19 protein-coding genes are annotated in these 23,911 nt (G+C 41.4%); 17 read left to right on the forward strand and 2 right to left on the reverse strand.

The genetic code is table 11. The features are described 5' to 3' along the window. Positions 1 to 44 precede the first annotated feature (44 nt). The gene (locus MKY19_RS04990; RefSeq protein ID WP_339800855.1) at positions 45 to 1,985 is read right to left on the reverse strand and encodes an ABC-F family ATP-binding cassette domain-containing protein; all 1,941 of its coding nucleotides are present in this window, start codon (positions 1,983 to 1,985) and stop codon (positions 45 to 47) included. 244 nt (positions 1,986 to 2,229) lie between these two features. Between MKY19_RS04990 and MKY19_RS04995 the strand changes: the two genes are divergently transcribed. The 17 genes from MKY19_RS04995 to MKY19_RS05075 all read left to right on the forward strand — a co-directional run bounded on the left by MKY19_RS04995 (position 2,230) and on the right by MKY19_RS05075 (position 22,828). Further along, positions 2,230 to 2,865, forward strand: a complete 636-nt coding sequence (locus tag MKY19_RS04995; protein ID WP_339800858.1) for a 5-formyltetrahydrofolate cyclo-ligase — start codon at positions 2,230 to 2,232, stop codon at positions 2,863 to 2,865. A gap of 3 nt (positions 2,866 to 2,868) precedes the next feature. Beyond that, a complete protein-coding gene (gene moaC, locus MKY19_RS05000) occupies positions 2,869 to 3,342 on the forward strand; it encodes a cyclic pyranopterin monophosphate synthase MoaC (protein WP_339269068.1) in 474 nt (157 codons plus the stop codon). Between the two features lie 79 nt (positions 3,343 to 3,421). Then, the gene (locus tag MKY19_RS05005) at positions 3,422 to 3,907 is read left to right on the forward strand and encodes a MogA/MoaB family molybdenum cofactor biosynthesis protein (protein ID WP_020429419.1); all 486 of its coding nucleotides are present in this window, start codon (positions 3,422 to 3,424) and stop codon (positions 3,905 to 3,907) included. A 137-nt stretch (positions 3,908 to 4,044) separates the two neighbouring features. Then, on the forward strand, positions 4,045 to 4,287 hold the full coding sequence (locus MKY19_RS05010; protein WP_042185275.1) for a twin-arginine translocase TatA/TatE family subunit: 243 nt from the start codon (positions 4,045 to 4,047) through the stop codon (positions 4,285 to 4,287). A 150-nt stretch (positions 4,288 to 4,437) separates the two neighbouring features. Then, positions 4,438 to 5,205, forward strand: coding sequence for a twin-arginine translocase subunit TatC (gene tatC, locus MKY19_RS05015; protein WP_042193366.1), 768 nt, complete (start codon positions 4,438 to 4,440; stop codon positions 5,203 to 5,205). 438 nt (positions 5,206 to 5,643) lie between these two features. After that, complete coding sequence (gene groES / locus MKY19_RS05020; RefSeq protein ID WP_036676506.1) at positions 5,644 to 5,925, forward strand: co-chaperone GroES; 282 nt, start codon at positions 5,644 to 5,646, stop codon at positions 5,923 to 5,925. Between the two features lie 77 nt (positions 5,926 to 6,002). Next, a complete protein-coding gene (gene groL, locus MKY19_RS05025; RefSeq protein ID WP_042185277.1) occupies positions 6,003 to 7,631 on the forward strand; it encodes a chaperonin GroEL in 1,629 nt (542 codons plus the stop codon). Between the two features lie 993 nt (positions 7,632 to 8,624). Further along, entirely contained in the window at positions 8,625 to 9,227 is a 603-nt protein-coding gene (locus tag MKY19_RS05030) for a hypothetical protein (RefSeq protein ID WP_339800866.1), read from the forward strand. A 139-nt stretch (positions 9,228 to 9,366) separates the two neighbouring features. Continuing rightward, positions 9,367 to 10,077: a hypothetical protein gene (locus MKY19_RS05035; protein ID WP_339800868.1), complete on the forward strand. Its 711-nt coding sequence runs from the start codon at positions 9,367 to 9,369 to the stop codon at positions 10,075 to 10,077. A 599-nt stretch (positions 10,078 to 10,676) separates the two neighbouring features. Beyond that, entirely contained in the window at positions 10,677 to 11,816 is a 1,140-nt protein-coding gene (locus MKY19_RS05040; protein ID WP_339800871.1) for a DUF4303 domain-containing protein, read from the forward strand. A gap of 153 nt (positions 11,817 to 11,969) precedes the next feature. Then, positions 11,970 to 12,389 (forward strand): hypothetical protein, encoded by a 420-nt coding sequence (locus tag MKY19_RS05045; RefSeq protein ID WP_339269078.1) that lies wholly within the window; start codon positions 11,970 to 11,972, stop codon positions 12,387 to 12,389. 16 nt (positions 12,390 to 12,405) lie between these two features. Beyond that, the gene (locus tag MKY19_RS05050; RefSeq protein ID WP_339800874.1) at positions 12,406 to 17,367 is read left to right on the forward strand and encodes a DUF4132 domain-containing protein; all 4,962 of its coding nucleotides are present in this window, start codon (positions 12,406 to 12,408) and stop codon (positions 17,365 to 17,367) included. Positions 17,368 to 17,509: 142 nt separating this feature from the next. Continuing rightward, positions 17,510 to 18,181 (forward strand): hypothetical protein, encoded by a 672-nt coding sequence (locus MKY19_RS05055; RefSeq protein ID WP_339800877.1) that lies wholly within the window; start codon positions 17,510 to 17,512, stop codon positions 18,179 to 18,181. 456 nt (positions 18,182 to 18,637) lie between these two features. After that, positions 18,638 to 19,768: an ROK family protein gene (locus MKY19_RS05060; RefSeq protein ID WP_339800880.1), complete on the forward strand. Its 1,131-nt coding sequence runs from the start codon at positions 18,638 to 18,640 to the stop codon at positions 19,766 to 19,768. A gap of 20 nt (positions 19,769 to 19,788) precedes the next feature. Further along, on the forward strand, positions 19,789 to 20,511 hold the full coding sequence (locus MKY19_RS05065) for a 6-phosphogluconolactonase (RefSeq protein WP_339800883.1): 723 nt from the start codon (positions 19,789 to 19,791) through the stop codon (positions 20,509 to 20,511). 14 nt (positions 20,512 to 20,525) lie between these two features. Then, entirely contained in the window at positions 20,526 to 21,437 is a 912-nt protein-coding gene (locus MKY19_RS05070) for an ROK family protein (RefSeq protein WP_339800886.1), read from the forward strand. Between the two features lie 5 nt (positions 21,438 to 21,442). Continuing rightward, on the forward strand, positions 21,443 to 22,828 hold the full coding sequence (locus tag MKY19_RS05075; RefSeq protein WP_339245391.1) for an alpha-galactosidase: 1,386 nt from the start codon (positions 21,443 to 21,445) through the stop codon (positions 22,826 to 22,828). A 69-nt stretch (positions 22,829 to 22,897) separates the two neighbouring features. Here the strand turns inward: MKY19_RS05075 and MKY19_RS05080 are convergent, their stop codons facing one another. Then, the gene (locus tag MKY19_RS05080) at positions 22,898 to 23,881 is read right to left on the reverse strand and encodes a tRNA-dihydrouridine synthase (RefSeq protein WP_339800889.1); all 984 of its coding nucleotides are present in this window, start codon (positions 23,879 to 23,881) and stop codon (positions 22,898 to 22,900) included. Positions 23,882 to 23,911 lie beyond the last annotated feature (30 nt).

Raw genomic sequence — 23,911 nt, forward strand, 5'->3', positions numbered from 1 at the left:
ACAAAATAAGAAATATGAAAAAAATTTATGAAGTGGCTTTTACATTATTCGTCAGCAAGGATTTCCCATTCGTTAAATAAATCGGTAAGCTGAGTTTTTTTGTTCTTCAGATCCTCTTCATGACCTTGAAGTGCTAAATAATCCTGATAAACTTCAGGTTTAGTCATTTCATTCTCTATAAAAGCGATCGACTCTTCTAGTGAAGCAATGCCTTCCTCTAGCTCAGCAATGCGCCGCTTCCGGTTACGCTCTTCACGCTTGGCTTGCTTGTCCGCTTCGAAGGAGGAAATAGCGTTTTTTTCAGGAACTGCAGCATCCTTGTTGACGTTTTTGGCGGCTAATTCGGCGGCATCTTTCGCAATCTCTTCTAATTCTCGTTTTTTCTCGATATAGTCATCGTAGTTGCCAAGGTATTGATCGATCCCCTCGGGATGAAGCTCAAGCACCCGTTCAGCCATTTTATTGAGGAAATAACGGTCATGAGAAATGAAGAGCAATGTGCCCTCGAAATCAATTAAAGCTGATTCTAAGACCTCACGACTGACTAAATCCAAATGGTTGGTCGGCTCATCTAGGATGAGCATATTTGCGCCGCGCAACATGAGCTTTGATAATGCAACGCGTGCTTTTTCGCCGCCGCTCAGCGCGGATATCTTCTTAAGAACATCTTCACCGCTGAAGAGGAAGTTGCCAAGGATCGTACGGATTCTGGCTTCCTCAATCATTGGATATTCACTCCATAGCTCTTCCATTACTGTGTTCTTTGGATTGAGGCGGGTCTGTTCCTGATCATAATAAGCGACCTTTACCTTAGTCCCCCAATTCACAGTTCCAGTTGAAGGCTCGCGGGTTCCAGTCATACATTGCAGCAGTGTAGATTTGCCAATACCATTGGGACCGATGAGTGCAGCAGTTTCTCCCCGGCGCAGTTCGAAAGAAGCGTCCTTGAACAAAGGTGGACCATCATTAAAGGCAACCGCAACATTACGGACTTGCAGCACTTCTTTACCAGACATGAAGTCAGGCTCGAAAGAGAAGCTGGCTTTCTTCAGATCGCCCATCGGTCGATCAATACGGTCCATCTTCTCAAGCGCTTTGCGTCTGCTCTGCGCACGTTTCGTGGTAGATGCTCGCACAATATTTTTCTGAACGAAATCTTCCATTCTTGAGATTTCATCTTGCTGTTTCTCATACTGCTTCATCCGTGTTTCATATTCGGCAGCCTTCAAATCTACATATCGGCTGTAATTGCCTGTATAACGCCGAGATTGATGACGCTCGATCTCTACAATAGTAGTTACAAGCCGATCAAGGAAATAACGGTCATGAGATACGACCAGAATTCCGCCAGCATAACTGCGAAGATAATCCTCAAGCCATGTTAATGTTTCGATATCCAGATGGTTCGTCGGCTCATCCAGCATTAGAAGATCGGGAGCCTGAAGCAAAATGCGGGCTAATGCGAGTCTAGTCTTCTGGCCACCACTAAGTGTGGAGATAGGTGTATCCGGTGGGAACTCGCCGAAGCCCATGCCGTGCAGGACACTGCGGATTCGTGTATTCATTTCATAACCACCGTGGTCCTTGAACCAATCTGATCGGCGGGCATATCTTTCGAGCAGTTCTTCGTACCGTTTTGGGTCGTCTGCCAGCTTAGGATCGGCAATGCTAACTTCCATCTCTCTTAGCTCAGCCTCGGCTTCGATCAGCGGAGCGAAAACTGCCATCATTTCTTCATGAATGGTTTTGTCAGATTGAAGTCCGCTATTTTGGGCTAAATACCCGATAGTAGTTTCTTTTGATTTATGAATTTGACCGCTGTCATAGGACATTTCACCAGCCAGAATTTGCAGAAAAGTTGATTTGCCGGCACCATTAACACCCACGAGTCCGACACGTTCCTTTTCATTTACCTGAAGGCTTATGCCGTCTAGTACGTTCTGTATACCATATGATTTTGTAATTCCTGTCGCTTGAAGAAGCATAACGATGAAACCTCCACCCTTGCATATTTCGCCTTGGCATTTATACCTCAGCCGTATGAACAACTTATTCTATAGTTTACATGAAAAGCGTTTCCCAAGCGAGAGCTCGATATATCGGAAGCAGAGAATAACGACCTGGCCCAGAAACACAGTCCTATCCACCTTGGCGAACCGGGGAGAAGAGTGGTAAACTGGATTTACAAACAAGGATAAGCTTGGGATAAATATAGGGGGTTGCCGGGCGATGTCAAGCAAGGAGTCGGTGATCTCCAAAGCAAAGCAACAACTAAGAACTGAGAAGACCATCGCCCGAAACGAGCTCTCCTCGGACCAGAGAAGGGAATTGTCTTTTCTGGTCTGCAAGCATGCATCAGAGTGGCTGAAGACGAAAGACATAGCCTCACTGATGGCCTATGTATCTTTCCGTTCTGAACTCGATACCAACGCGCTTCTTACACAGGCGTGGAAGGACCAGCATAGGGTACTGCTGCCGCGTGTCATTCCGGCAAGTGGTGCAATGAGTGTCCATATGGTAAACGCTTGGAGTGAGCTTGAGCCGGGGGCGTATGGTATCCATGAACCTATTGTATCCGGCAAAGATTCACAAGAGATTGAAGTTGTTACACTACCGGATGTTGTGTTTGTTCCGGGGCTGGCTTTTGATCTTCAGGGAGGCAGGCTTGGTTACGGCCGAGGATACTATGATCGATTGCGTGCGTCATGGGAGACGGAAGAGTATGCCGCTGCGAAGCCCCCTGTCTGGATCGGGCTAGCCTTTGGTATGCAACTGGTTCCGAAAGTGCCCATGGATGAGCATGATGCCTTTATGGACATGCTGATTACTGAAAATGGCATAGTGCACTGCCGAAAAGGAGAGTGAGCCGTGGAATTGACCCATTTTAACGAGCAGGGAAGAGCTCGTATGGTGGATGTGAGCGAAAAGGAGATTACGAAGCGGACAGCTGTCGCGCGGAGTAAGATCAAGATGGCAACTGAGACGCTTAGTGCCATCAAGGAAGGCAAGATCAGTAAAGGAGACGTACTTGCCGTTGCGCAGATCGCTGGAATTATGGCGGCCAAGAAGACGTCTGACTGGATTCCAATGTGCCATCCGCTCCCACTTACCGGTATTGACATCCGCTTCTCCGATAACAGCGAAGATGAACTTTATATAGAAGCAACAGTCCATACTACCGGAAAGACCGGAGTTGAAATGGAGGCATTGACCGCTGTTTCTGCCTCAGCACTAACGGTGTACGACATGTGCAAGGCTCTTCAGAAGGACATGATTATCGGACCAACGCTCTTAGTATCTAAAAGTGGGGGCAAGAATGGAGATTACGTGCTTGAACCCTGATCAGAGCTGACGTTCGATGCGCTGAAGCAAGTGGGCTGCACTGTACAGCCAATTATACATAGAGAGGGAGGACAAACCTATGGCGTGGAAAACAGCAATCCTAACGGCCAGCGATAAAGGGGCCAGGGGCGAACGGGAAGACACGAGCGCCCAGGTTATTCGGGAGCTGGTGGAAGAGGAACTTGGAGGCGAGATCGTTGAATATCGGATCGTGCCCGATGAACAAGATGAGATTATCGCAGCTTTGATAGAACTTACAGATTATTTTCAAGCAGATCTGGTATTGACTACCGGAGGTACGGATTTAGCGATACGTGATGTGACTCCAGAGGCAACCCGGCGTGTAATCGAACGGGAAGTGCCTGGACTTTCTGAGGCGATGCGAAGTACGGTGATGCAAAAAAACCGTGCGGTGATGCTGTTCCGCGGGATATGCGGCATTCGTGGACGCACGTTGATTGTCAACTTACCGGGCACACCGAAGGGTGTTCATGAGAATTTAGCAGCCATTATGGATCAACTACCTGAAGCGTTACTCATGGTAACTGGCCAATACCGCCAATAACATTGTCATATTCTTGTCACGTCACAAGGATAAACTATTTATAGAAGATAGTGGATGTAACTGTGACATAAGTTATGGTATTATTAGATTATCGTAATCGATACCATGATCGGATAGACGGACAAGGAGGAATAATAATGTTTAGTGGAATTGGTACTCCGGGTATTATCTTGTTGGTTATACTGGCACTGCTCCTCTTTGGACCGAATAAACTGCCAGAGTTAGGCCGCGCAGTTGGACGAACCTTCCGTGAATTTAAAGAAGGCGCACGTGAAATCATTGGTGATGGTGATCCGGTGAAGAAGAGCGAAGCTCCTGTGCCGACGGCCCCGCAGACGGTCGCTGCAGATATTCCTCAGGACAAACGCCTGCCGGAATAATAAAAGATTTAACAATGGGGCAATCTCTCAAGTCTAATAGACTTAGGAGATGTCCCTTTTTCAATTTGGTTGCTGCTTTCTGCAGAAACGGGCACAGCTATACATAAAGTCGGTGTGGCGTTTCTATTCTTGTCATGGGATGGTGTCAGGATGTCTCTCGAATCGGAAGAAATGTCGGTGGTGGATCATCTCACCGAGCTGCGTAAACGGATTATTTATGTGCTGATTGTATTTGTTTTGGGATTGGTAGGGGGGCTGTTCTGTGCCAAGCCAATCTACGATTATTTAATTAGTACAGATCTAGCGCAAGGGTTTGTTCTGCATGCGTTCTCATTCTGGGATGGTATCGGAATGTATATGAAGATCGCAATGGCGGTTTCATTAGTCATTTCAGTTCCTTTTATTGCTTATCAGTTGTGGGCGTTTATTAGTCCGGGCTTACGACCGGAAGAGCGTAGTGCAACACTACGTTATGTACCCTATGTTTTTGTTCTTTTTCTAATCGGACTTTCTTTTGCTTATTATGTTGTATTTCCAATGGCGCTTTCGTTCACAATCTCTATCACCCGGAGTATGGGACTGGAAGAGACCTACGGAATTGCGCAATATTTCAACTTCATGTTCAGTCTGGTGCTACCTTTAGCGCTGTTGTTTGAGCTACCGCTGTTGGTGATGTTTCTGACCAAACTGAGGGTTCTTAACCCGATACGCTTGCGTAAAATGCGTCGATACGCTTATTTCACGCTTGTCTTTATTGCTGTAGTCATCACTCCTCCGGACTTCATCTCAGACTTTCTGGTGACGATTCCACTGCTTGTGTTGTATGAGTTCAGCGTATTCCTGTCCGCCTTCGTCTATCGCAAACAGCTTGCTGCGGATGCGGCAAGGGAAGCTCAGTACACTAAGAGTGAGGAATGATGATAAGAGGGCTGTCACTAAGTAGATTTTTCTACGAAAGAGACAGTTCTTTTGTTTTAAACCCCCGTTTTTTGAAATGTTCGGGTGTAGGTGGTACAGTTGAGACTACTGAAATCATACGCATATTTTCACACCCTGTGGATAGAATGTATAGAGTGTGTGCCTAGGACAACCAGTGAAACGTTATTTTTTACGAAAACAAATGCGAATTTGTGTAAAAGGACTTGAAATCCGGGCTCAAGTTGAGTATCATAAAAATTGTTGTTAGCACTACAAGCTGTCGAGTGCTAATGCTTATGGAAAATATGAGATGGACCAGATATTCATAGCGTCCAATTGATATTTTTCATAAACACCAGAGATTTTGAAGTAAGACAGGTAAGTTCTAAACTATGTTTTGAAGCAAAATAACATAATTTTAAAGGAGGCTATTTTTTCATGATCAAACCTTTAGGTGAACGCGTATTGGTGCTACCGAGCGAGCAGGAGGAAACCACTTCATTCGGGATTGTGCTTCCGGACTCCTCGAAAGAAAAGCCACAAGAAGGAACTATTATTGCAGTAGGTAGCGGAGCTTTGAAAGATGGAGTACGTGTAGCGCTCGAAGTAAAAGAAGGCGACCGTGTTCTTTTCTCTAAATATGCAGGAACAGAAATCAAATACGAAGGTAAAGAATATTTGATTATGAAAGAAAGCGACATTCACGCGATTCTTGACTAAGCGAGAGTCGATTATAAGCTAAATCTAAACTACTTAAAGTAACGTGATATAAAAAAATTCTAGGAGGTAATTACACAATGGCTAAAGAAATTAAATTTAGTGAAGAAGCACGCCGCTCTATGTTGCGCGGTGTAGATGCTTTGGCAAATGCGGTAAAAGTTACACTTGGACCAAAAGGTCGCAACGTGGTACTTGAGAAGAAATTTGGTAGCCCGCTTATCACTAACGATGGTGTAACTATCGCTAAAGAAATCGAACTTGAAGATGCATTCGAGAACATGGGTGCTCAACTGGTTAAAGAAGTTGCTACTAAGACTAACGATGTAGCCGGTGACGGTACTACAACTGCAACGGTTCTGGCACAAGCTATGATCCGTGAAGGTCTGAAGAACGTAACTGCAGGCGCTAACCCAATGGTTATTCGCAAAGGGATCGACAAAGCAGTTCGTGCAGCAGTTGAAGAATTGCAAAAAATCGCTAAGCCAATCGAAGATTCCCAAGCTATCGCTCAAGTAGCTGCTATCTCTGCTGCTGACGAAGAAGTGGGCCAATTGATTGCTGAAGCTATGGAAAAAGTAGGTAAAGACGGTGTTATCACTGTTGAAGAATCCCGTGGATTCGCTACTGAACTTGAAGTCGTAGAAGGTATGCAGTTCGACCGCGGTTACATTTCCCCGTACATGATTACTGATACGGACAAAATGGAAGCTGTTCTGGAGAACCCATACATCTTGATCACTGATAAAAAAATCAGCAGCACTCAAGAAATCCTTCCGTTGCTTGAAAAAATCGTTCAACAAGCTAGACCGCTTGTTATTATCGCTGAAGATATCGAAGGCGAAGCACAAGCCATGTTGATCGTGAACAAACTGCGTGGAACATTCAACGCTGTTGCTGTTAAAGCTCCTGGCTTTGGCGACCGCCGCGAAGCTATGCTGCAAGATATCGCTGCCCTGACTGGTGGTCAAGTGATCACTGAGAAGCTCGGTCTTGATCTGAAGAGCACTTCCATTGAACAACTGGGTAACGCACGTCAAGTACGCGTAACTAAAGAAAACACAACAATCGTAGACGGAAGCGGCGACAAAGCGGACATCAATGCTCGCGTAAGCCAAATTCGTGCTCAACTGGAAGAAACAACTTCCGAGTTCGACAAAGAAAAATTGCAAGAGCGTTTGGCTAAATTGGCTGGCGGCGTAGCCGTTGTCAAAGTTGGCGCTGCAACTGAAACTGAATTGAAAGAGCGTAAACTTCGCATTGAAGACGCCCTGAACGCAACTCGCGCTGCGGTTGAAGAAGGTATCGTTTCTGGTGGTGGTACAGCTCTTGTGAACGTATATAATGCTGTTGCTGCTGTAGATGTAACAGGCGACGAGAAAACAGGCGTTAACATCGTGCTTCGCGCGCTCGAAGAACCAGTTCGTACCATTGCAGCTAACGCTGGTCAAGAAGGATCCGTTATCGTGGATCGCTTGAAAAAAGAAGCTATCGGCATCGGCTACAACGCTGCTACTGGCGAGTGGGTGAACATGTTCGAAGCAGGTATCGTTGACCCTGCTAAAGTAACTCGTTCCGCGCTTCAAAATGCTGCATCCGTAGCTGCTATGTTCTTGACTACTGAAGCAGTAATTGCTGACAAGCCAGAACCAGAAAAACCAGGTATGCCTGATATGGGCGGCATGGGTGGAATGGGCGGCATGATGTAATAAGGCTGTAAAGCCTGTAACATCGAGGGTTTCCCGCAAGAGAAACGCCGTTTGACCACAATGAAAAAAAGAGGCTTCTCACGAGTTCAATTTGAACTTTGTGAGAAGCCTCTTTTTTAGATCGTCAAATATCTGGTTAGACATCTTGTTCATATTGGATTAAATTATAATTGGCGTATTGTTTTAGTAAGCCTCTAGCTATAGGAGATGGGGGAATGCCCTTTTGAATGATGAGGGGCTCTGATGGGTAATTTTAACATCCTTATTTCGAAGGTATACAGGGAGATCGACGATATGCGAATCAAACCGATTCTAAAATTTCATTCAAAGAATATTCCAAGGCAAACAAGTCTGTTGGTACAGTGTTGACACTGATCAAAGTGGACTTCTTATAGGTTGAGTAAGAAATCAAATTCGCAAATGAAAATTAAATTGTTACATGGCACTGGGGACGAAAGCTGTATTTGAGACTGGAGTGTAGCCAAACAGAACCATACTTGAAAAGAAAAAAACCTTATAAATAAAGGGTTTAACTCGACGTTTTATATGGGAACCAAATTAACTATGTTCTCGCATACAACACATGTGGAGTGTTGTTCACTGTTGGTGAAGCAGGGTCTTAAATAAGGGATATATTGGCAGAAATAGTAAAGAGGGGCGGCGAACCCCTCTTTTTGTTATTAAGTCCGCTATGGTACTATTTTAATTCTTGAACTAAAATATGTACCCATTAGGTATAGTGTGGTCACGTGATATTTCGCTAACGTTCCTCTTTATCCACATCGATATATGGAAACTTAGGAATTTTGCTTACATCATTTTTATTGTTTAAATATACATCTTGAATATATACTGAAAAATTCAAGGAATAGGGAGCATCACTTTCAATAACGAACGAATGTTGTACTTGCACGCCTACCACGCTCCAAATCTTGTTCTTTGGAAATGCTGTAAAATGATTACGTATAACAATTATTGGGAGGAATACATCAAATGCCAGACATAATTGAAGAGCTCAAGAAAATGTCTCAAAAAAAGGGGTTTGAAAATAAAATTAATTTTCAACAGTTGCTGGAAAAATGCAAGACCATAGCGTTGTCAAGTGCAGATGTTGAATTTCTAACAGAACTATATTCTTTAGCAAAAAAATTGTATATTCGTAACACAATAATGATAGCACTTGTGTTTTGTGAAGATATTGATTTAAAGGATTTTTTCTTCAAAGCCTTTAAAAAAGAACGCTATCTAGATATGAGATTGACTGCAATCCGAGGATACGCGAATTATGCTACTGAAAAAGAAGTAGAGAAACTGATGTCTAAGTTCATAGAAATTCTGATAAAACGTCCTGAAAATACACCATATAACTATCAAGAATATGAGTTGATTCGTTCTGCTTTTGGGTTACCGTATTTAGTAAATAGATTTGGATACGCTTGTTTTATTCAGGCATATGCACAAGAAGAAAAACAATACAATACAATGCCAGATGCTTTCAAAGGACATTTTACGATAGATGAAAAAGGAAATCCTGTCCAACTTCGGTCATTAGAAGAAACCACGAAAATGATTGATGAATTTTGGGGCAGAGTATAAGTATTTCCTAATTAATTCATTTATAGATTATGTAAGTCGGTGGGGGAAAGCAACGCTAGAGCAGGTCGATGAAATTGCGATTAAAGGGAACTTGTAATTTGCCGATCCCTTTTATGAAATGTATAAGGAGGAAAGAGAATTGAATCCGAAGAGAATATTGCTTACAAAACCGAGCGAAAATTATAAACAATATATTCATTTGATGATCACGGAGACTTCGTCAGATCTACATATTTTAAATATCGTGAAAGGCCGGTTAACATTACGGAAAAAAACCACGAATGCGGTGTATCAACAATATCCAATGGAAGAAGCGCTTTATCAGCTTGAGCAATTGTCTCTGGAATACCAAGCGAAAGGATATATCGAAGAGCCTGAATTGATTCTAGATGCAATAATGATTCCTGAGGATCGTGTATTAGATAAAGCGAAGTGGCACTATGAAGGGGATTTCCCGGAGGATTTAACAAAAGATGCTGCTTACACCGCTACGGGCATGTTCATCACTTGGTTAATTAATAATAATTGGTTTTCAGAGGAAATAGAGCATCAGTTCGCTACTGAAATAGGGAAAGTAAAGCAGAAGCAGCTTACGGGTGCTGAATTCTATCGAAAATGTCTGGACGGCGTGTTTTCAACCCAAGAACTTGCAGATGAGATTAAACCATTCGTCAATGAATATTTGAATATTCAAAAGGACATTTATGCATCCGAAGACTATGTCCATACCTTTCAAGGAGTTGGACTTACATTTTATCATGTTGCTAATACATGGGGAAATTATGACTTGATTGAACCTTTAATTGAACAACGTTTTAAAGAATTTTGGGAGAGAATACAAAAGATATAGGATGATTCATTACGTGGAATTCACCTGCATTTTTCTTCCTTGTACGTACAGAAAGACATTCGTGAAATTTTTAGATGGGTATAACAAGCCTTAACTTCGGCTCAAATGTAATAACTATTTCGTCAGGCACTGGGTGGGGGGATAATAAAAGAGCAACTGTTGTCAGCCGCCCCTTCATTGAGCAAATACTATTCCTGTAACTTGTTTTCAGTGTTTATACAACACATGTGGAGTGCGTAGTAAGGATATATAGGGAAGATTTAATAATTTAAAATGAGGGGCTTCCTTAAGAGAAGGTTCTTTTTTGTGCACATTTCAATTACTATGTATTGAATTGGTGGAAATTGGTATGATTAATTATGAATATTTTGAAGAGACAATTTCAAAGAGTTAAGAAAAATCCTAGATTTGATTAAAGTGAATACTTCATTCAATATAAAGAAGGTCAAAGCGTTTTGCTTGATTTAGTAGATGGAAAATTATATCCGAAGTAATTGAATATAATGGAATACTACATTACATGAAATTAAAGATGTACATGAATGGCTTAAGAATTAGGACTTACAATGATTAATAGGTTTACAAGGGAGCTGCTTCTAATGAATTTATACTACACAGGTGTGTGCCAACTATTAGATGGTAATCCAACAAGAGTTGAATCTGGATACTATATAAAGACTGATGACGAGCGAATTGTATATGCAGATAAGGTTCCATCAGATGTTCAATTGGTAACAATTCAGGAGCTGGAAGATGCATTGTTTGAAGGCTGCAAGTATGTCATTAATGAATTTGCAAATTCAGAGGATAACAAAGATGTATATGCTTTCAATCTGTATGCGGATGAGCATAACAGTTTTTATATTTACATAAACACAGAAGATTCATTTAGAAATTATGTAGATAGACATTATTCGAGCTATTCCGAAAAGAAGAAACAAGAAATTAAATATAATCAAGGTGATTTCACGTATCAACTGTATCCAAGCGATATGGGGACAAGTCAACAAATCATCGAGGAATGTGAAGAGATTGCAAGTGACTTACAGTATGTAGACCATTTAGAAGATTTGTCGGATGAAGACATACCTGTAATCGTATATGAAAAAAGGATTTTCAATGATGGGTTTTTCCATGCTGCATTAAATGCAATAAAGAGACTGGGAACAGCATTTGAATTAGACAAATTAAATAAATCTAAAAACTTTATCCATTATGCAGCGACAGGAAATGATTATGTAGATTTCAGTCTAGTGATGAGAAAAACAATACAACCAGATTTGTTTTATACTTGTTTTCCTGAGTTGAAAGACAAAGACAAACAATTTGAAATTCATTTAGATCATATTAATAGTAAAAGCATTAAAGAAATTTTAGATTTTTGGGAAGAAGCTCTTCAAGGAGAGTTCAAGAAAGGATCTCCTTATCAGTATTTAAAAACAGAGTATCAAGTGTTTAAGGATTTGGAAAAGCTAGGAGATGATCTAGCTCTAGAATGTATTTCTAGATTAAGTAGAGTTATAGAAAGCGATTTGAACAACAAAATGAACATAAACAAAATTGGAATATACCTAAAAGCATTGGAATTTCTTGAAATTAATGAAGATTTACTTTCCAAGATCAGCTTAATTAAACAGCTAATTGATAATGCCTCCTTCGATGCTTTTCTAGAAGAGTTTATAGATAATGTCCAAAAAGATCTTAATACTATTATTGAAAGAAATACAATAAAAAACTGACTTTAAGAGGATGGAGATATATTAGTAGCGGTTAACGATATTGTCACACTAAAGAAGCTATTTAATGGGGAGTAATAATCTGCACAATTTGTTTTGAGGTTTGACCGTTCCCAAATGGATTTCATATTTAAATTTAAGGTGGAGAATTCTTCTATGAAATTGTACGTAACGGTTAAAAGCTTGGGTAAGCGTAAAAATGTACTGACAAGGCTTCCAATAGAGCTTCCAGTCATTCCGACAACGCTGAAGGAGCTCATTACCGAAGTTGTTATCTTGAATGTGCAGAAGCTAACCGAGAAGCAACAGAGTACTGCGCTGATTCCATTCTTAACGGAAACGGAGATTGAGGAGCGCGGAGAGAGTGGAAAGGTAGGATTTGGCTCGGTGTATAATGAACAGAGTCCTGGTCTTGCCAAAGCAGTAGAGACCGCATTATTAGCTTTTGAAGATGGGCTATATAAAGTATTTATTCGTGAAGAAGAGAATAGTCATTTGGAATCACCGCTTAAGCTTATGGAAGAGGACGAAATTGTATTTATCAGGTTCATAATGTTAGCTGGAAGCCTATGGTGAAGGGAGACAATGAACGATGGAGAAGCAGGAACGAAAGAAGCGTTATTATGCATCATTACAAGAGCGAGCTGAGAGGTTAGACCCTCATCTTTCTCCATTAGCGAAGTTAGTGGTTGAGTTGGGTCAAATGATACATGTGAGTCAGGATCATCATATTTTTTTGAAATGCGAAGAGATATTGCATTCACTCGCTGCGGGGAATAACGATCAATTATTCGAGCCGCTGGTGAAAGTTGTGAAGCAACTTACGAATGAGTACACGGGAGAAGTCTTGGCATATATTGCTGGTCATGCAACGGAATATCCATATAATACGGGATACGCACGCAGACCATTTCGTACATCGGAATGGAGTGCCCACGTGGGGCAAGTGATTAACAAGATGTGTTCGCTCATCTCTATGGATTGTTATGAATTTGATATTATCGATTATTTGACTTTGGCGGACTATCCTTTGAAGCAGGATTATGAGTTGGCACAAACGATTAGTGACGTTATTGCTTACGAGCTAGATCGTAACAATACAGAAGTACTTGCAGCACTTAAGGAAATTGTATATGGAGACAACCAAACGGCGTTACTTACTCACGGAATGATCAAAGGGATATTTATGAGTCATCATGAGGAATTGTATGTAATGATGGGCGAGCTATTGGCTGCTTCACGGTTGCAAGAGGGGCTTCGACAATCCATTGTGGAACAAATGGACGAGGGAACGTTGAAAGCGAATCTGTACATGCTGAAGGTTATCGTTGACCAAGGATTTGTTCGCTATAGTTCTGTCGTGAGAGCGCTAGGCGTATGGACAGGTATGGGACTGGAATCAACAAATCAGCGCATAGCCGGGCAGCTTATTGAAGGAGCTTATCAATCTCTGAATGATGAATCCGTACGTGAGTCCTGGTTGTCTAGTACTAATGCGAATCATGTCTATTTAAGCTTATGGGCTACAGCGGTATTTGAAGAACGTGACTTATTTAGTAAAATTGAGTATTTGATGGAGCACGGAGAGCTATATCAGAAGATCATAGCGCAGTATGTACTCGTTAACAGTAAGAATAACGATGTTCGTTATGGAATTGCACGACAATACTTAGATGCTGCGGATTCAGAATTACAGTATTGGATTCTATCCAATTATTGTTATGAATACAGACGTGTATGGCAAAGAGAGAATGATGATGCGCCAAGTATTACGTTTGATCGTATACCTCTTCTAGAGAACAAGGAGGAACGTCGACGTGAATTTGAACAGCTTAAGACGATGTTCCTAGGCGGTACTCACAAAGAGATATCTGCTCCTTCAAAAGTGTTGGATTTTGCACATGTTTATTATACTCCAGACCTCCCTATTCGCAAAATGCTATACCTTATAGCTTATGACATGGACAGTGAATGGCTCGCCCAAATTATTGCTTTGAAGGATCGATTAAGTGCGGATATGCGTGGAGAGCTGCTATCTCATTTCATGCAGAATATGGATCATTCCATCCAGCGTGAATTCATATTTGCCTCTTTATCAGATAAGAGCATGAGTAACCGCGAGCATGCACTCGATAAGGCGAAAAAATTGACGTTATCGGACGAAGAGTTGATGCTGGTGGAAGGTTTATTGAAGCTGAAGACAGGCTCCTTACGCCAAAGTGCTATCGAGATGCTGTTGCGTCAGCCCGAGGACAATGTTACCGTCTCACTAACTAGGTTATTGCAAGGTAAGAGTGAATTGCAGAGACTGGCGGCGTTGGAGACGATTGTTGAGATTTTTGAGGATAATGAACGTACGAAGCAGTATGAAGTCTTGAGTTCGCTGCCTAAATTAATTGAGAACCCCACGCAAAAGGAACAGCGGTTGATCGGGAGGCTTAGTAAAAAAAGTGAATATACAGCAGCGAATGGCTTCGGTCTATTTGATCCGTTGGTTATCGAGCCTTGGCTTACAGAGACTCCGGTAATAGGAGAATTCGACTGGAAGAATATCTTCACTATGCCTATTGAAGATGTGATCCGTTTTCTCTCTGGGCTGGAGCAAGAAATTCATAATCATCGTGATGTTGAGTATGAGGTAGAGTATTACTCTGGTTACAAGGATACGCTGCTGTTGGGTACAGAATTAAGGAGGATTCATCCATTTCAAGAGGAAGAGGACGATACAGCGGAGCTTACGAAATATCCTCTGCACGAGGTTTGGAGAGATTACTTAGAGCGGAGTAATTTAGCGGCCTCTGAATTAATGGAGATCTACTTCTATTCCATACTGGACCCCCTTGATCAGACGTTGAACCATTATTATCGGTATTTCTCTGATGAGGTGGATTACGCTGAGCTTGAGAAACATACGCTGTTAGAGGGTTCGCGTAAGGAGTTTGCGGAGCAGTTATATCCTATTACTCAAATTCAAGAGATTAAAGATGCGCTCAAAGGATTTAAGTATACTAGTCAGATCAGTAGCCTGCTTTTTGCTTACTTCATGGATAGCGATAAAAGCATAACATTTGACTTTACGATAAATGCCTTGAGTGCTGTGATGCAAGCGATGCCTAAAGAGAAAGTATCCAAAGAGTGGGGGATATTGAAGCTCTTAGCGAATCCATGGTTCTCTATGGCCCGTAGTCGAGTGTATGATGATGACAGCTTTAAGCGAATGTTCCATACTTTCTATACATTTAATATCATGAATCCAAATGAGAAGGTTGATTCGGTACTTAACCTTAAGGATTACTTACGTGCTTTTGAAGCCGGAATGATCGGTACAGGGGAAGTATATCGGGAATTAGTAGGAAGTCAAGACAGTCGCAATCATATTCGCAATATTACATCTAAACGATATGATTGGATAGATCATAAGCCTGAGTTAGTTGCGATTCGTGAGACGGTTGTGGAGAGGATTCTAGAGGTAGAGCTCGAACGTGGTGATCTAGCTACTGAGGTAACACATCTGGCCATGGGGCTGGAGCGGATCGAGGGTATGGAGCATTTCATTCATATATTATCTGGGCTGCAGCAAGAAACCTTCATCCGCGGCTATGTCTATGGATATGGGGATAGTATTACGAAGAAGGAATCTTTCAGTCATCTGCTCAAGATCAGTTATCCACGTAAAGGTGAAGAGGATACACTCTTGAAACAATTGCTGGAGGGTCTTGATATTTCGGAGAAAAGGCTGCTAGAAGCTGCTATGTATGCCCCTCAGTGGTTAGATATTGTAGCAAAATATTTAAATTGGGATGGGCTGCGCAGTGCAGCTTGGTATTTCCATGCGCATATTAACGAGGGCTTCTCCGCCGAGAAAGAAACGGTTGTGGCGCATTATTCACCGATTTTAGCACAGGACTTTAATGATGGCGCCTTTGATATAAGGTGGTTTAAAGAGGCATATGATACGTTGAGAGAGAAGCGATTCGACTTGTTGTACGATTGCGCTAAATATATTTCGGCTGGAGCTAATCACCGAAGATCACAGCTTTTCGCAGATGCGACATTGGGGAAGCTCGATATCATCGAAATACAGAAGTCAGTAGAAGAGAAACGAAATAAGGATCACTTGCTCAGCTATAGCCTTATTCCACTAGCTAACAATCGTGAGCAAGATATTCGTGAACGCTATGAATTTATCCAGCGTTTTCTAACGCAAAGTAAGAAATTTGGCGCTCAGCGCCGGGCAAGTGAAAGTATGACTTCGCAAATTGCACTTGGCAACTTGGCGAGAAATGCCGGATATGGAGATGTAATTCGGCTGATGTGGGATATGGAAGCACGAAAGCTGGACGATATGCAATCTTATTTCCAGCCATATAAGCTAGATGAGGAGACGACAGTACAGCTTCTTATTGATGAAGAAGGACAATCAGAGATTGGCATTACTCGAAAAGGTAAAGAGCTGAAAGCCATCCCGGCTAAGTATAAGAAGGATGAATATGTTGCCGCATTGAAAGAAATGAAGTCGGAACTAACAGATCAGTATCGGAGAGCCCGCAAGGAGCTAGAACGTTCCATGGAATCAGGGAATACATTCACTTTACAGGAATTGAAGGGGTTATCAGGGAATCCAGTGATCACACCTCTTTTGCGGACATTGGTGTTTAAGTCGGGAGAGATATTGGGATACTTCGATGCAACTGCAGGAGGGCTTATTGATCCAGCGGGTTCATTAATGCTTATAGGAGATTCAGAAGAGCTCCTTATTGCGCACCCCTTTCATTTATACGAGAGCGGTCTTTGGAGTCAGTATCAGAAGGACTTTTTCGATCGTCAACTTCGTCAACCATTTAAGCAGGTGTTCCGTGAGTTGTATGTTCCGAATGCAGACGAGCAGGCTCAGGGTACGATTTCCCGCAGATATGCGGGGCACCAAGTGCAGCCAAGAAAAACGGTCTCCTTGCTTAAAGGCAGGCAGTGGACAGTTAGTTATGAAGAGGGACTGCAGAAGGTATACTACGCTGAGAATTTGATTGCGAACCTTTATGCGATGGCGGATTGGTTTTCTCCTTCGGAGATTGAAGCACCTACGCTGGAAACCGTTCAATTCTTGGATCGGAACACGTATAAGAGCGTCACCTTGGATAAGGTTCCTCCCATTTTATTCTCAGAAGTGATGCGCGACATAGATTTAGTCGTGAGTGTCGCTCATGTTGGCGGTGTCGATCCAGAAGCCAGTCTGACAACGATTGAGATGCGGAGAGTGATTGTTAAAGAGTCACTGCGTCTATTGAAGATTGATAATGTTCGTTTAGATGGTAATTATGCTCGAATTGAAGGTGCCCTTGGCGAGTATGGAGTACATTTGGGCAGCGGTATGGTTTACAGACAAGCTACAGGAGCTATGCATATCATTCCTGTTCATTCACAGCATAGAGGTCGTATATTCTTACCCTTTATTGATGAAGATCCGAAGACAGCAGAAATTCTGTCGAAGATCGTGATGTTGGCCGAGGATAAGAAGATTAAAGATCCGCAGATTCTAATGCAATTGCAATCATAAATAAGCTCTCACACCACTTCTATTACGGCATGAGTATGATAAACCTATTTGTTCATTTTAAAAGGATAGCCCGTAATTATGGGTTATCCTTTTACCATATTCAGAAGGGAGTTCTATTATTGCGTTATGACATTGAAATTGCTTGCACATCACATCTTATTTGACACTTCACGAACAAAAGCTGCGGATCAAGTCGTTTTTGATAGATTATTTTGGCACAGCTCACTTCTTTCTTGTTGAAACGGGCTTTTCTATAACAGCCGTACAAGAGGAAGTAGCCTTTTTTGAGTGGATGAATACAGGTAGACCGGATCGAACGACTAAAGAATTGTTTCTTTTTGAATGGGCGGAGCAAGAGAGATGGAGTGGGCAATTCCTATTGAAATGCAGCTTTTTTAATCGTTTGGAAGATAATAGCAGGCGGAAGCAATTCGAGAGAATCGTCTTGCAAATGAAAGAACATTTGGGGAAGCCCACCTTATCACTTCATATCGATCAAACAGGAAAATACATCGATGTACGGCAATTCCATCATCGTGCTGATGGGGAAGTTGGCTATGGTTTGCTTCCTTATGCAGAAGATGAGCAGGGACGTTGGCGTGAAAATTTGGGTGTTGGCTTATGGATATATCGTGAGAATTTTCATCTTTTATATGAAGGAATCAAGGTGGTATATCCGCGCAAGGGGGCAGGCTTTGAGGATTTTGATGACACTGGTATGAATTTTATTAGTGAATTTATAGATTATGTAAGTCGGTGGGTGATAGCAACGCTAGAGCATGTGGATGAAATTGCGATTGAAGGGAATTTGTAATAAGTTATATTATCGCAGTTAGCTTCTAATCGACTACATAATTGTGTCGATGAACGATCACATTTTGACCACGAACACTACGAACGTATCATTTTTTTCTGGACATAAAGGAAGGAATTTTCCTGGATTGTGGACTTATAATTCAAGAAAAGGATCAAAAAACATATAAAACTCATCGAACGTCATGGGCGGCATGATGTAAGGTTTTTAAACCTTATATCAAGACATAGAGCCTCGTGAATTAGAGGTCATTGTCCAAGACCACTTCTTAATAGAATTATTAAGAAGTGGTCTTTTTATGTGGGTATGATTTATTTAAGGAACTTAAATAAATCATCTTGAATTTTCACTCCAGTGAATATATAATAAATTTAAGAGGTCAAAGAAGACCTGTATTTTTTCGCTAATTATTTAACTTTGTTTATTAATTATATTAAAAAACAAGAAGGAGGCCATATGAAATCATTTTTGCCCAATGATATTAAAGATGAGAACAGGAAAATAGTTTTTGATATTTTGCTTCAACATCCTGAACTAGCGAAAGTCGAGATTACAGAAAAAACGGCAATGAGCTTTGTTACTGTGAGCAAGATTGTTACCTTTTTTGAACAGATTGGTTTATTGACTGTTACTGGTGAAAGTCGTGAAGGATCTGGCGGCTTAGGAAGAAAACGTACGGTTTACAGATTTAATGAAAACAGCTATACGACCATCGGAATACAGATTATTGGCAATACGATAACGGCATTACTCATTAATCTGCACAACAAGATATTAGAAACGTATTCGATTGAAACAGACATTCCTTTCTATAGCCAGCAGTTCACTTCGATATTCGTAGAGATCGTGGAACATTTGAAGAATAAAGCGAAGGAAATGAATAGTGTTGTCTTGGGGATTGGTATTGGCGTAGATGGCGCGATCAATACAAGAAAGAAAACAATTCGGATGAGAACTCTTCCAAATAAAGAAAACGACTTTAAGTATGAAGAGATTATTGAAAATCTCAAGCGTGAAGTGAACTTGCCCATTCTTCTGGAGAATGATGTGAACGCAGCGACTGTGGCGGAATTTCGGAATCTTGAAAACTCGGATCAAGCACTGACGAGTCTCGTTCATGTTGCTGCAGGTGATGGGGTCGGGGGCGGCTTGATTATTAACAAAGAGCTTCACCGCGGCGTTAATGCAAGTGCGGGTGAACTGGAGTATATGTGCTTTGATTCAGAATATAAACGGACGCCATCTTCCGTCGGTTGGCTGGAAAGCAGATTAGCGATTGAGCACTTGTTAAGCACATATGATTTGAATTCAACGAATGACGTAGAAGCTTGCATCGATTATGTTTCGAAGAATCTGGCATTAACGATTACCAATATGATCAGCATCTTGGATATTGATCAGGTCATTATTAGTGGTAAAACAGTAGCGCTCTTCCCGGAACGTATATTGGACCGCACCAAAAGTTATGTCGAGCAATATACGGAGTGGACTCCTCAAATTTCAGTGAGTAAGTTAGAGCAATCAACAGCGATCGGATCAGCGATACTTATCCTCCAGCAAGAGATGATAAATGTCATTTCGGAGTAAACAAGAAGGAAGTGAGCAACATGATCAAAATCTTTGAGAATGAAGAGGAAGTGGCAAACGAAATTGTCAGAGAGATGAAAGATCATTTATTTACTGATCAGCAACCCGTGTTCTGCCTGGCTTCAGGGAGTACTCCACAAAAAAGCTATCAGAAATTTTCCAATGATGCGGACCTCCAATTGAAAATCAAGAGGCTTAACATCGTTAGCTTGGATGAGTGGGTTGGCATTGACAAAAGCTCTGAAGGAAGCTGCTATCAGATGTTGAATCAAGATCTGTTCTCGCAGATTTCACTGGATAGCAGACAGATTGTGTTTTTTGATGGAACATCGCCGGATATGAAGCAGGAATGCTTGCGAATTGATCACTTTATCGAGCAACACCCAATTACATTCAGCTTGATGGGCGTAGGTATGAATGGGCATATCGGATTAAATGAACCGGGTAGCCCAGTATTAAATTACAGCAGTGTTGTGGAGCTGTCGGAAACAACAAAGACTGTCGCTCAAAAATATTTTCATGAGCAGACTGAATTAAAGCAAGGCATTACATTAGGTTTGGAACAGATTGCAAGTAGTAAAAGAGTGGTTGTCGTCATAACTGGAGAGCGCAAAGCTGAAATCGTGAAGGAGATTTTCACAAACTCTGACGCACGGCTGCCTGCTCAGCAATTGCTCGGCTATGATCATATAGATTTCTTTTTAGATGCTGCAGCCGCCAAATATATGGATCAGTCATCATAGTTGAGGAGCGTAATATGGGTAACTTCGTTATTGGTGTTGATATTGGAGGTACAAATATAAGGGTTGGATTAGTGAATGAGCACCTTGAACTTGTTCGGAAGGAGTCGGCATTAACAAGAGATTTCCAAAATGCTGACGAAATTTTCAAAACCGTCAAGGAAATGACAGCGAAAGTCGATCATGAACAGCTAGCAAGCAAGATAGGTATTGTATTGCCGATTCCTTGGAATGATCAAACACAGTTTATTCGAGATATAACCAATATCCCTTGCCTAGAGAATGTTAGTATCGAAACTATCAGGAAGTTCTTTCCGAATTATGAAGTGTTTTTTGAGAATGATGTAAACGTGATCACAGTGCTTGAATCGGATCATGGAGCTGCCAAGCCGTATAATCAATCCATTTATATAACGGTTAGTTCAGGAATTGGATGCGGTATCATACTTGATAAGAAAATTATTCAAGGAGCTCATGGATATGCGGGCGAGATCGGAAGCATGATTATTTCCGACAGCAAAAGAAACCATTCAACGTTGTATAACGGCACTTTGGAATCCCTATGCAGCGGCATTGCTCTTGAAGCGGAATGTAAGTTTTTATATGGCATTGATGCCACGTCGAGTTTGTTGTTTGAAAGATATCATATGGGAGATCTGCAAGCGATTGAAGTGATCGACAGGTGGGTTGAGTACTTTTCCAACGCAATTGTTTCTTTGATGCAAACAATTGATCCAAATATTTTTGTTATCGGAGGAGCGGTCATTCATCACAACCAGTGGCTGATTGATAGAGTGATAGAAAGCGCAAAAAAGAAAGTCCTTCCACATTTAAAAGAGAACATTAAAATCGTGTTGACTGAATTTGGACCTGACGCCGGAATTATTGGTGCTGGCTATAACGTATATAAAAAGGAAAAAGGAGCTTGAAGACAATGAAAAAGTTGAAGGTTGCGTTAATTGGAGCAGGAAGTGTTTCCTTTGGGCTAGGAGCACTTCAAGATATGGTGTTGTCAGAACGTTTAAAAAATCAAGTAGAGCTCGAAATCGCGCTTATGGACATTGTAGAAGAAAATGTGAATAGAACATACAAGTATGCAACCGAAATGTTCACGGCATTTTCTCATCCTGCGAAGATTTGGCAAACGACGAATTTGGAAGATGCATTAAGAGATGCTGACTTCTCCATCGTTGCGATTGAGGTAGAGAGATATCACTACTGGTCACAAGACTTCCATATCCCACGGCGTTACGGCAGCAAGCAGCTATATGGTGAGAACGGCGGTCCAGGATCAATGTTCCACACTTTGAGAAATCTTGGTCCGATGTTGGAAATTGCAAAGACAATGGAGAAGGTGTGTCCAAATGCTTGGCTAATCAATTACACGAATCCAGAAGCGAAATTGGTGGAAGCGATCTCCAAATTAACTTCAATCAAAGTGGTAGGCTTATGCCATGGTTTAGACATCGGTATTCATCAGCTAGCTGAATTTCTGGAGATGGATGGTAAAGATATCGCTGTTGAAGGCGGCGGATTGAACCACTTTGGCTTCTTCACGAAGATCTGGAACAAGAATACGGGAGAGGATTTATACCCTCGACTCCATGAAAAAGAAAAGATAGCTAACCGTTTGGCACAATTTGATCATGTTGGATTATCCAGAACGTTGTATCGAACGTATGGCTACTTCCCTTATCCGGGTACTAACCATTGCGGCGAGTATATTTCTTGGGCAGAAGATTTCTATGCTGGACTACCCCTGCAGTTCCGTTACGATCCAATAAGTGAGCAGCTGTGGAAGAAAGATTCTAGAACACCTGAATTTGTATACTGTGCAAGTGGCAGTACTTTAGATAAAGGCTTGTTCGAAAAAACAATGAACCAAGAGCTCTGGATAGAGCAAGCTTATACGTTCGATAAAGAAAAGGTTCAAATTAGTAATGAATATGCAGTGCCAATTATTGAAGCGATCTTCTTCGAAGATGAAATCGAGTTGAATGCTGTTAATATGCAAAACAATGGCGCTATTAAAGGACTTCCAGATGATATGGTCGTTGAAACACAAGCGATCGTTAACAAAAATGGTATCGAATTTAAGCCAATGACGGTTGAACTGCCAACTGCCATTATCGGAACGATCCATATCCAAGGTACAATCCATAAGCTGTTACTTGAGGCGTTTGTTGAAGAGTCGAGAACAAAATTGCTGCAAGCGATTCTGCTTGATCCGCAAGCTCCAACCTATTATCAAGCTTGTGCGATGATCGATGAGATGTGTGAGCTGCAAAAAGAATTGCTGCCAAAGCTTGAGTGGAATTAGGTTATCTTTAATAAAAAAGGCCTCCGTCTGATGAAATTCAGAACTGAGGCCATTATTTTTTATTACGAATTACTCTAATTCTTTATCTAAGAAAGGTTGCACCAATCGCCGCACCTCATCGGTTGAATTCGTCTCCATCAATTGATTTCTTAGTTCGTCGGCACCATCAAATCCACGAATATAGATTTTGAAGAAGCTCCGAAGTGGATTAAATAGACGTGGTTCATGTTCTTTTGAATATTTATCGTGAAGATCTAAATGAAAAAGTAGTAAATGAAGAAGTTCCTCCACACTATGTTCTTTAGATTCTAGTTCAAAAGCGTATGGATTCTTGAAAATACCTCGGCCAATCATGACACCATCCACGCCGTATTGTTCGACTAATTTTAAGCCTGTTGCACGGTCAGGAATATCTCCGTTAATCGTTAACAACGTATTTGGAGCAATTTCATCGCGTAATTGTTTGATTTCAGGGATAAGCTCCCAGTGTGCATCTACTTTACTCATCTCTTTTTTTGTACGAAGGTGAATGGAAAGATTCGCAATATCTTGTTTGAATATATGTGTCAACCAATCGCGCCACTCGTCAATTTCGCTATAACCTAATCTTGTTTTCACACTAACCGGCAATCCACCAACTTTTGCTGCCTGGATAATTTCTGCCGCTACTTTAGGATGTCGAATTAATCCAGCACCTTTTCCATTGGTTGCGACGTTTTTTACTGGGCATCCCATGTTAATATCGATACCACGAAAACCAAGCTTTTTCATATCCATGCACATCTGTTCAAAATACTCCGGTTTATTACCCCAAATATGAGCGACCATCGGTTGTTCATCTTCCGTGAACTTTAATCGAGTAAGCACACTTTCTTTTACTTTTACTTTAGGGTGACAGTAATATTCTGTATTTGCGAATTCTGTGAAAAACACATCCGGTTTTGCAGCTGCACTAACCACGTGACGAAATACAACATCTGTGACATCTTCCATAGGTGCTAATATAAAAAACGGCTTTGGTAAATCAAGCCAAAAATTTTGTTCGTTACTCATTAAGTTCTCCTTCTTTTACAACATTTTGCC

Origin of the sequence: Paenibacillus sp. FSL R5-0744 (assembly GCF_037972555.1) — a bacterium.
GTDB lineage: Bacteria > Bacillota > Bacilli > Paenibacillales > Paenibacillaceae > Paenibacillus_AQ.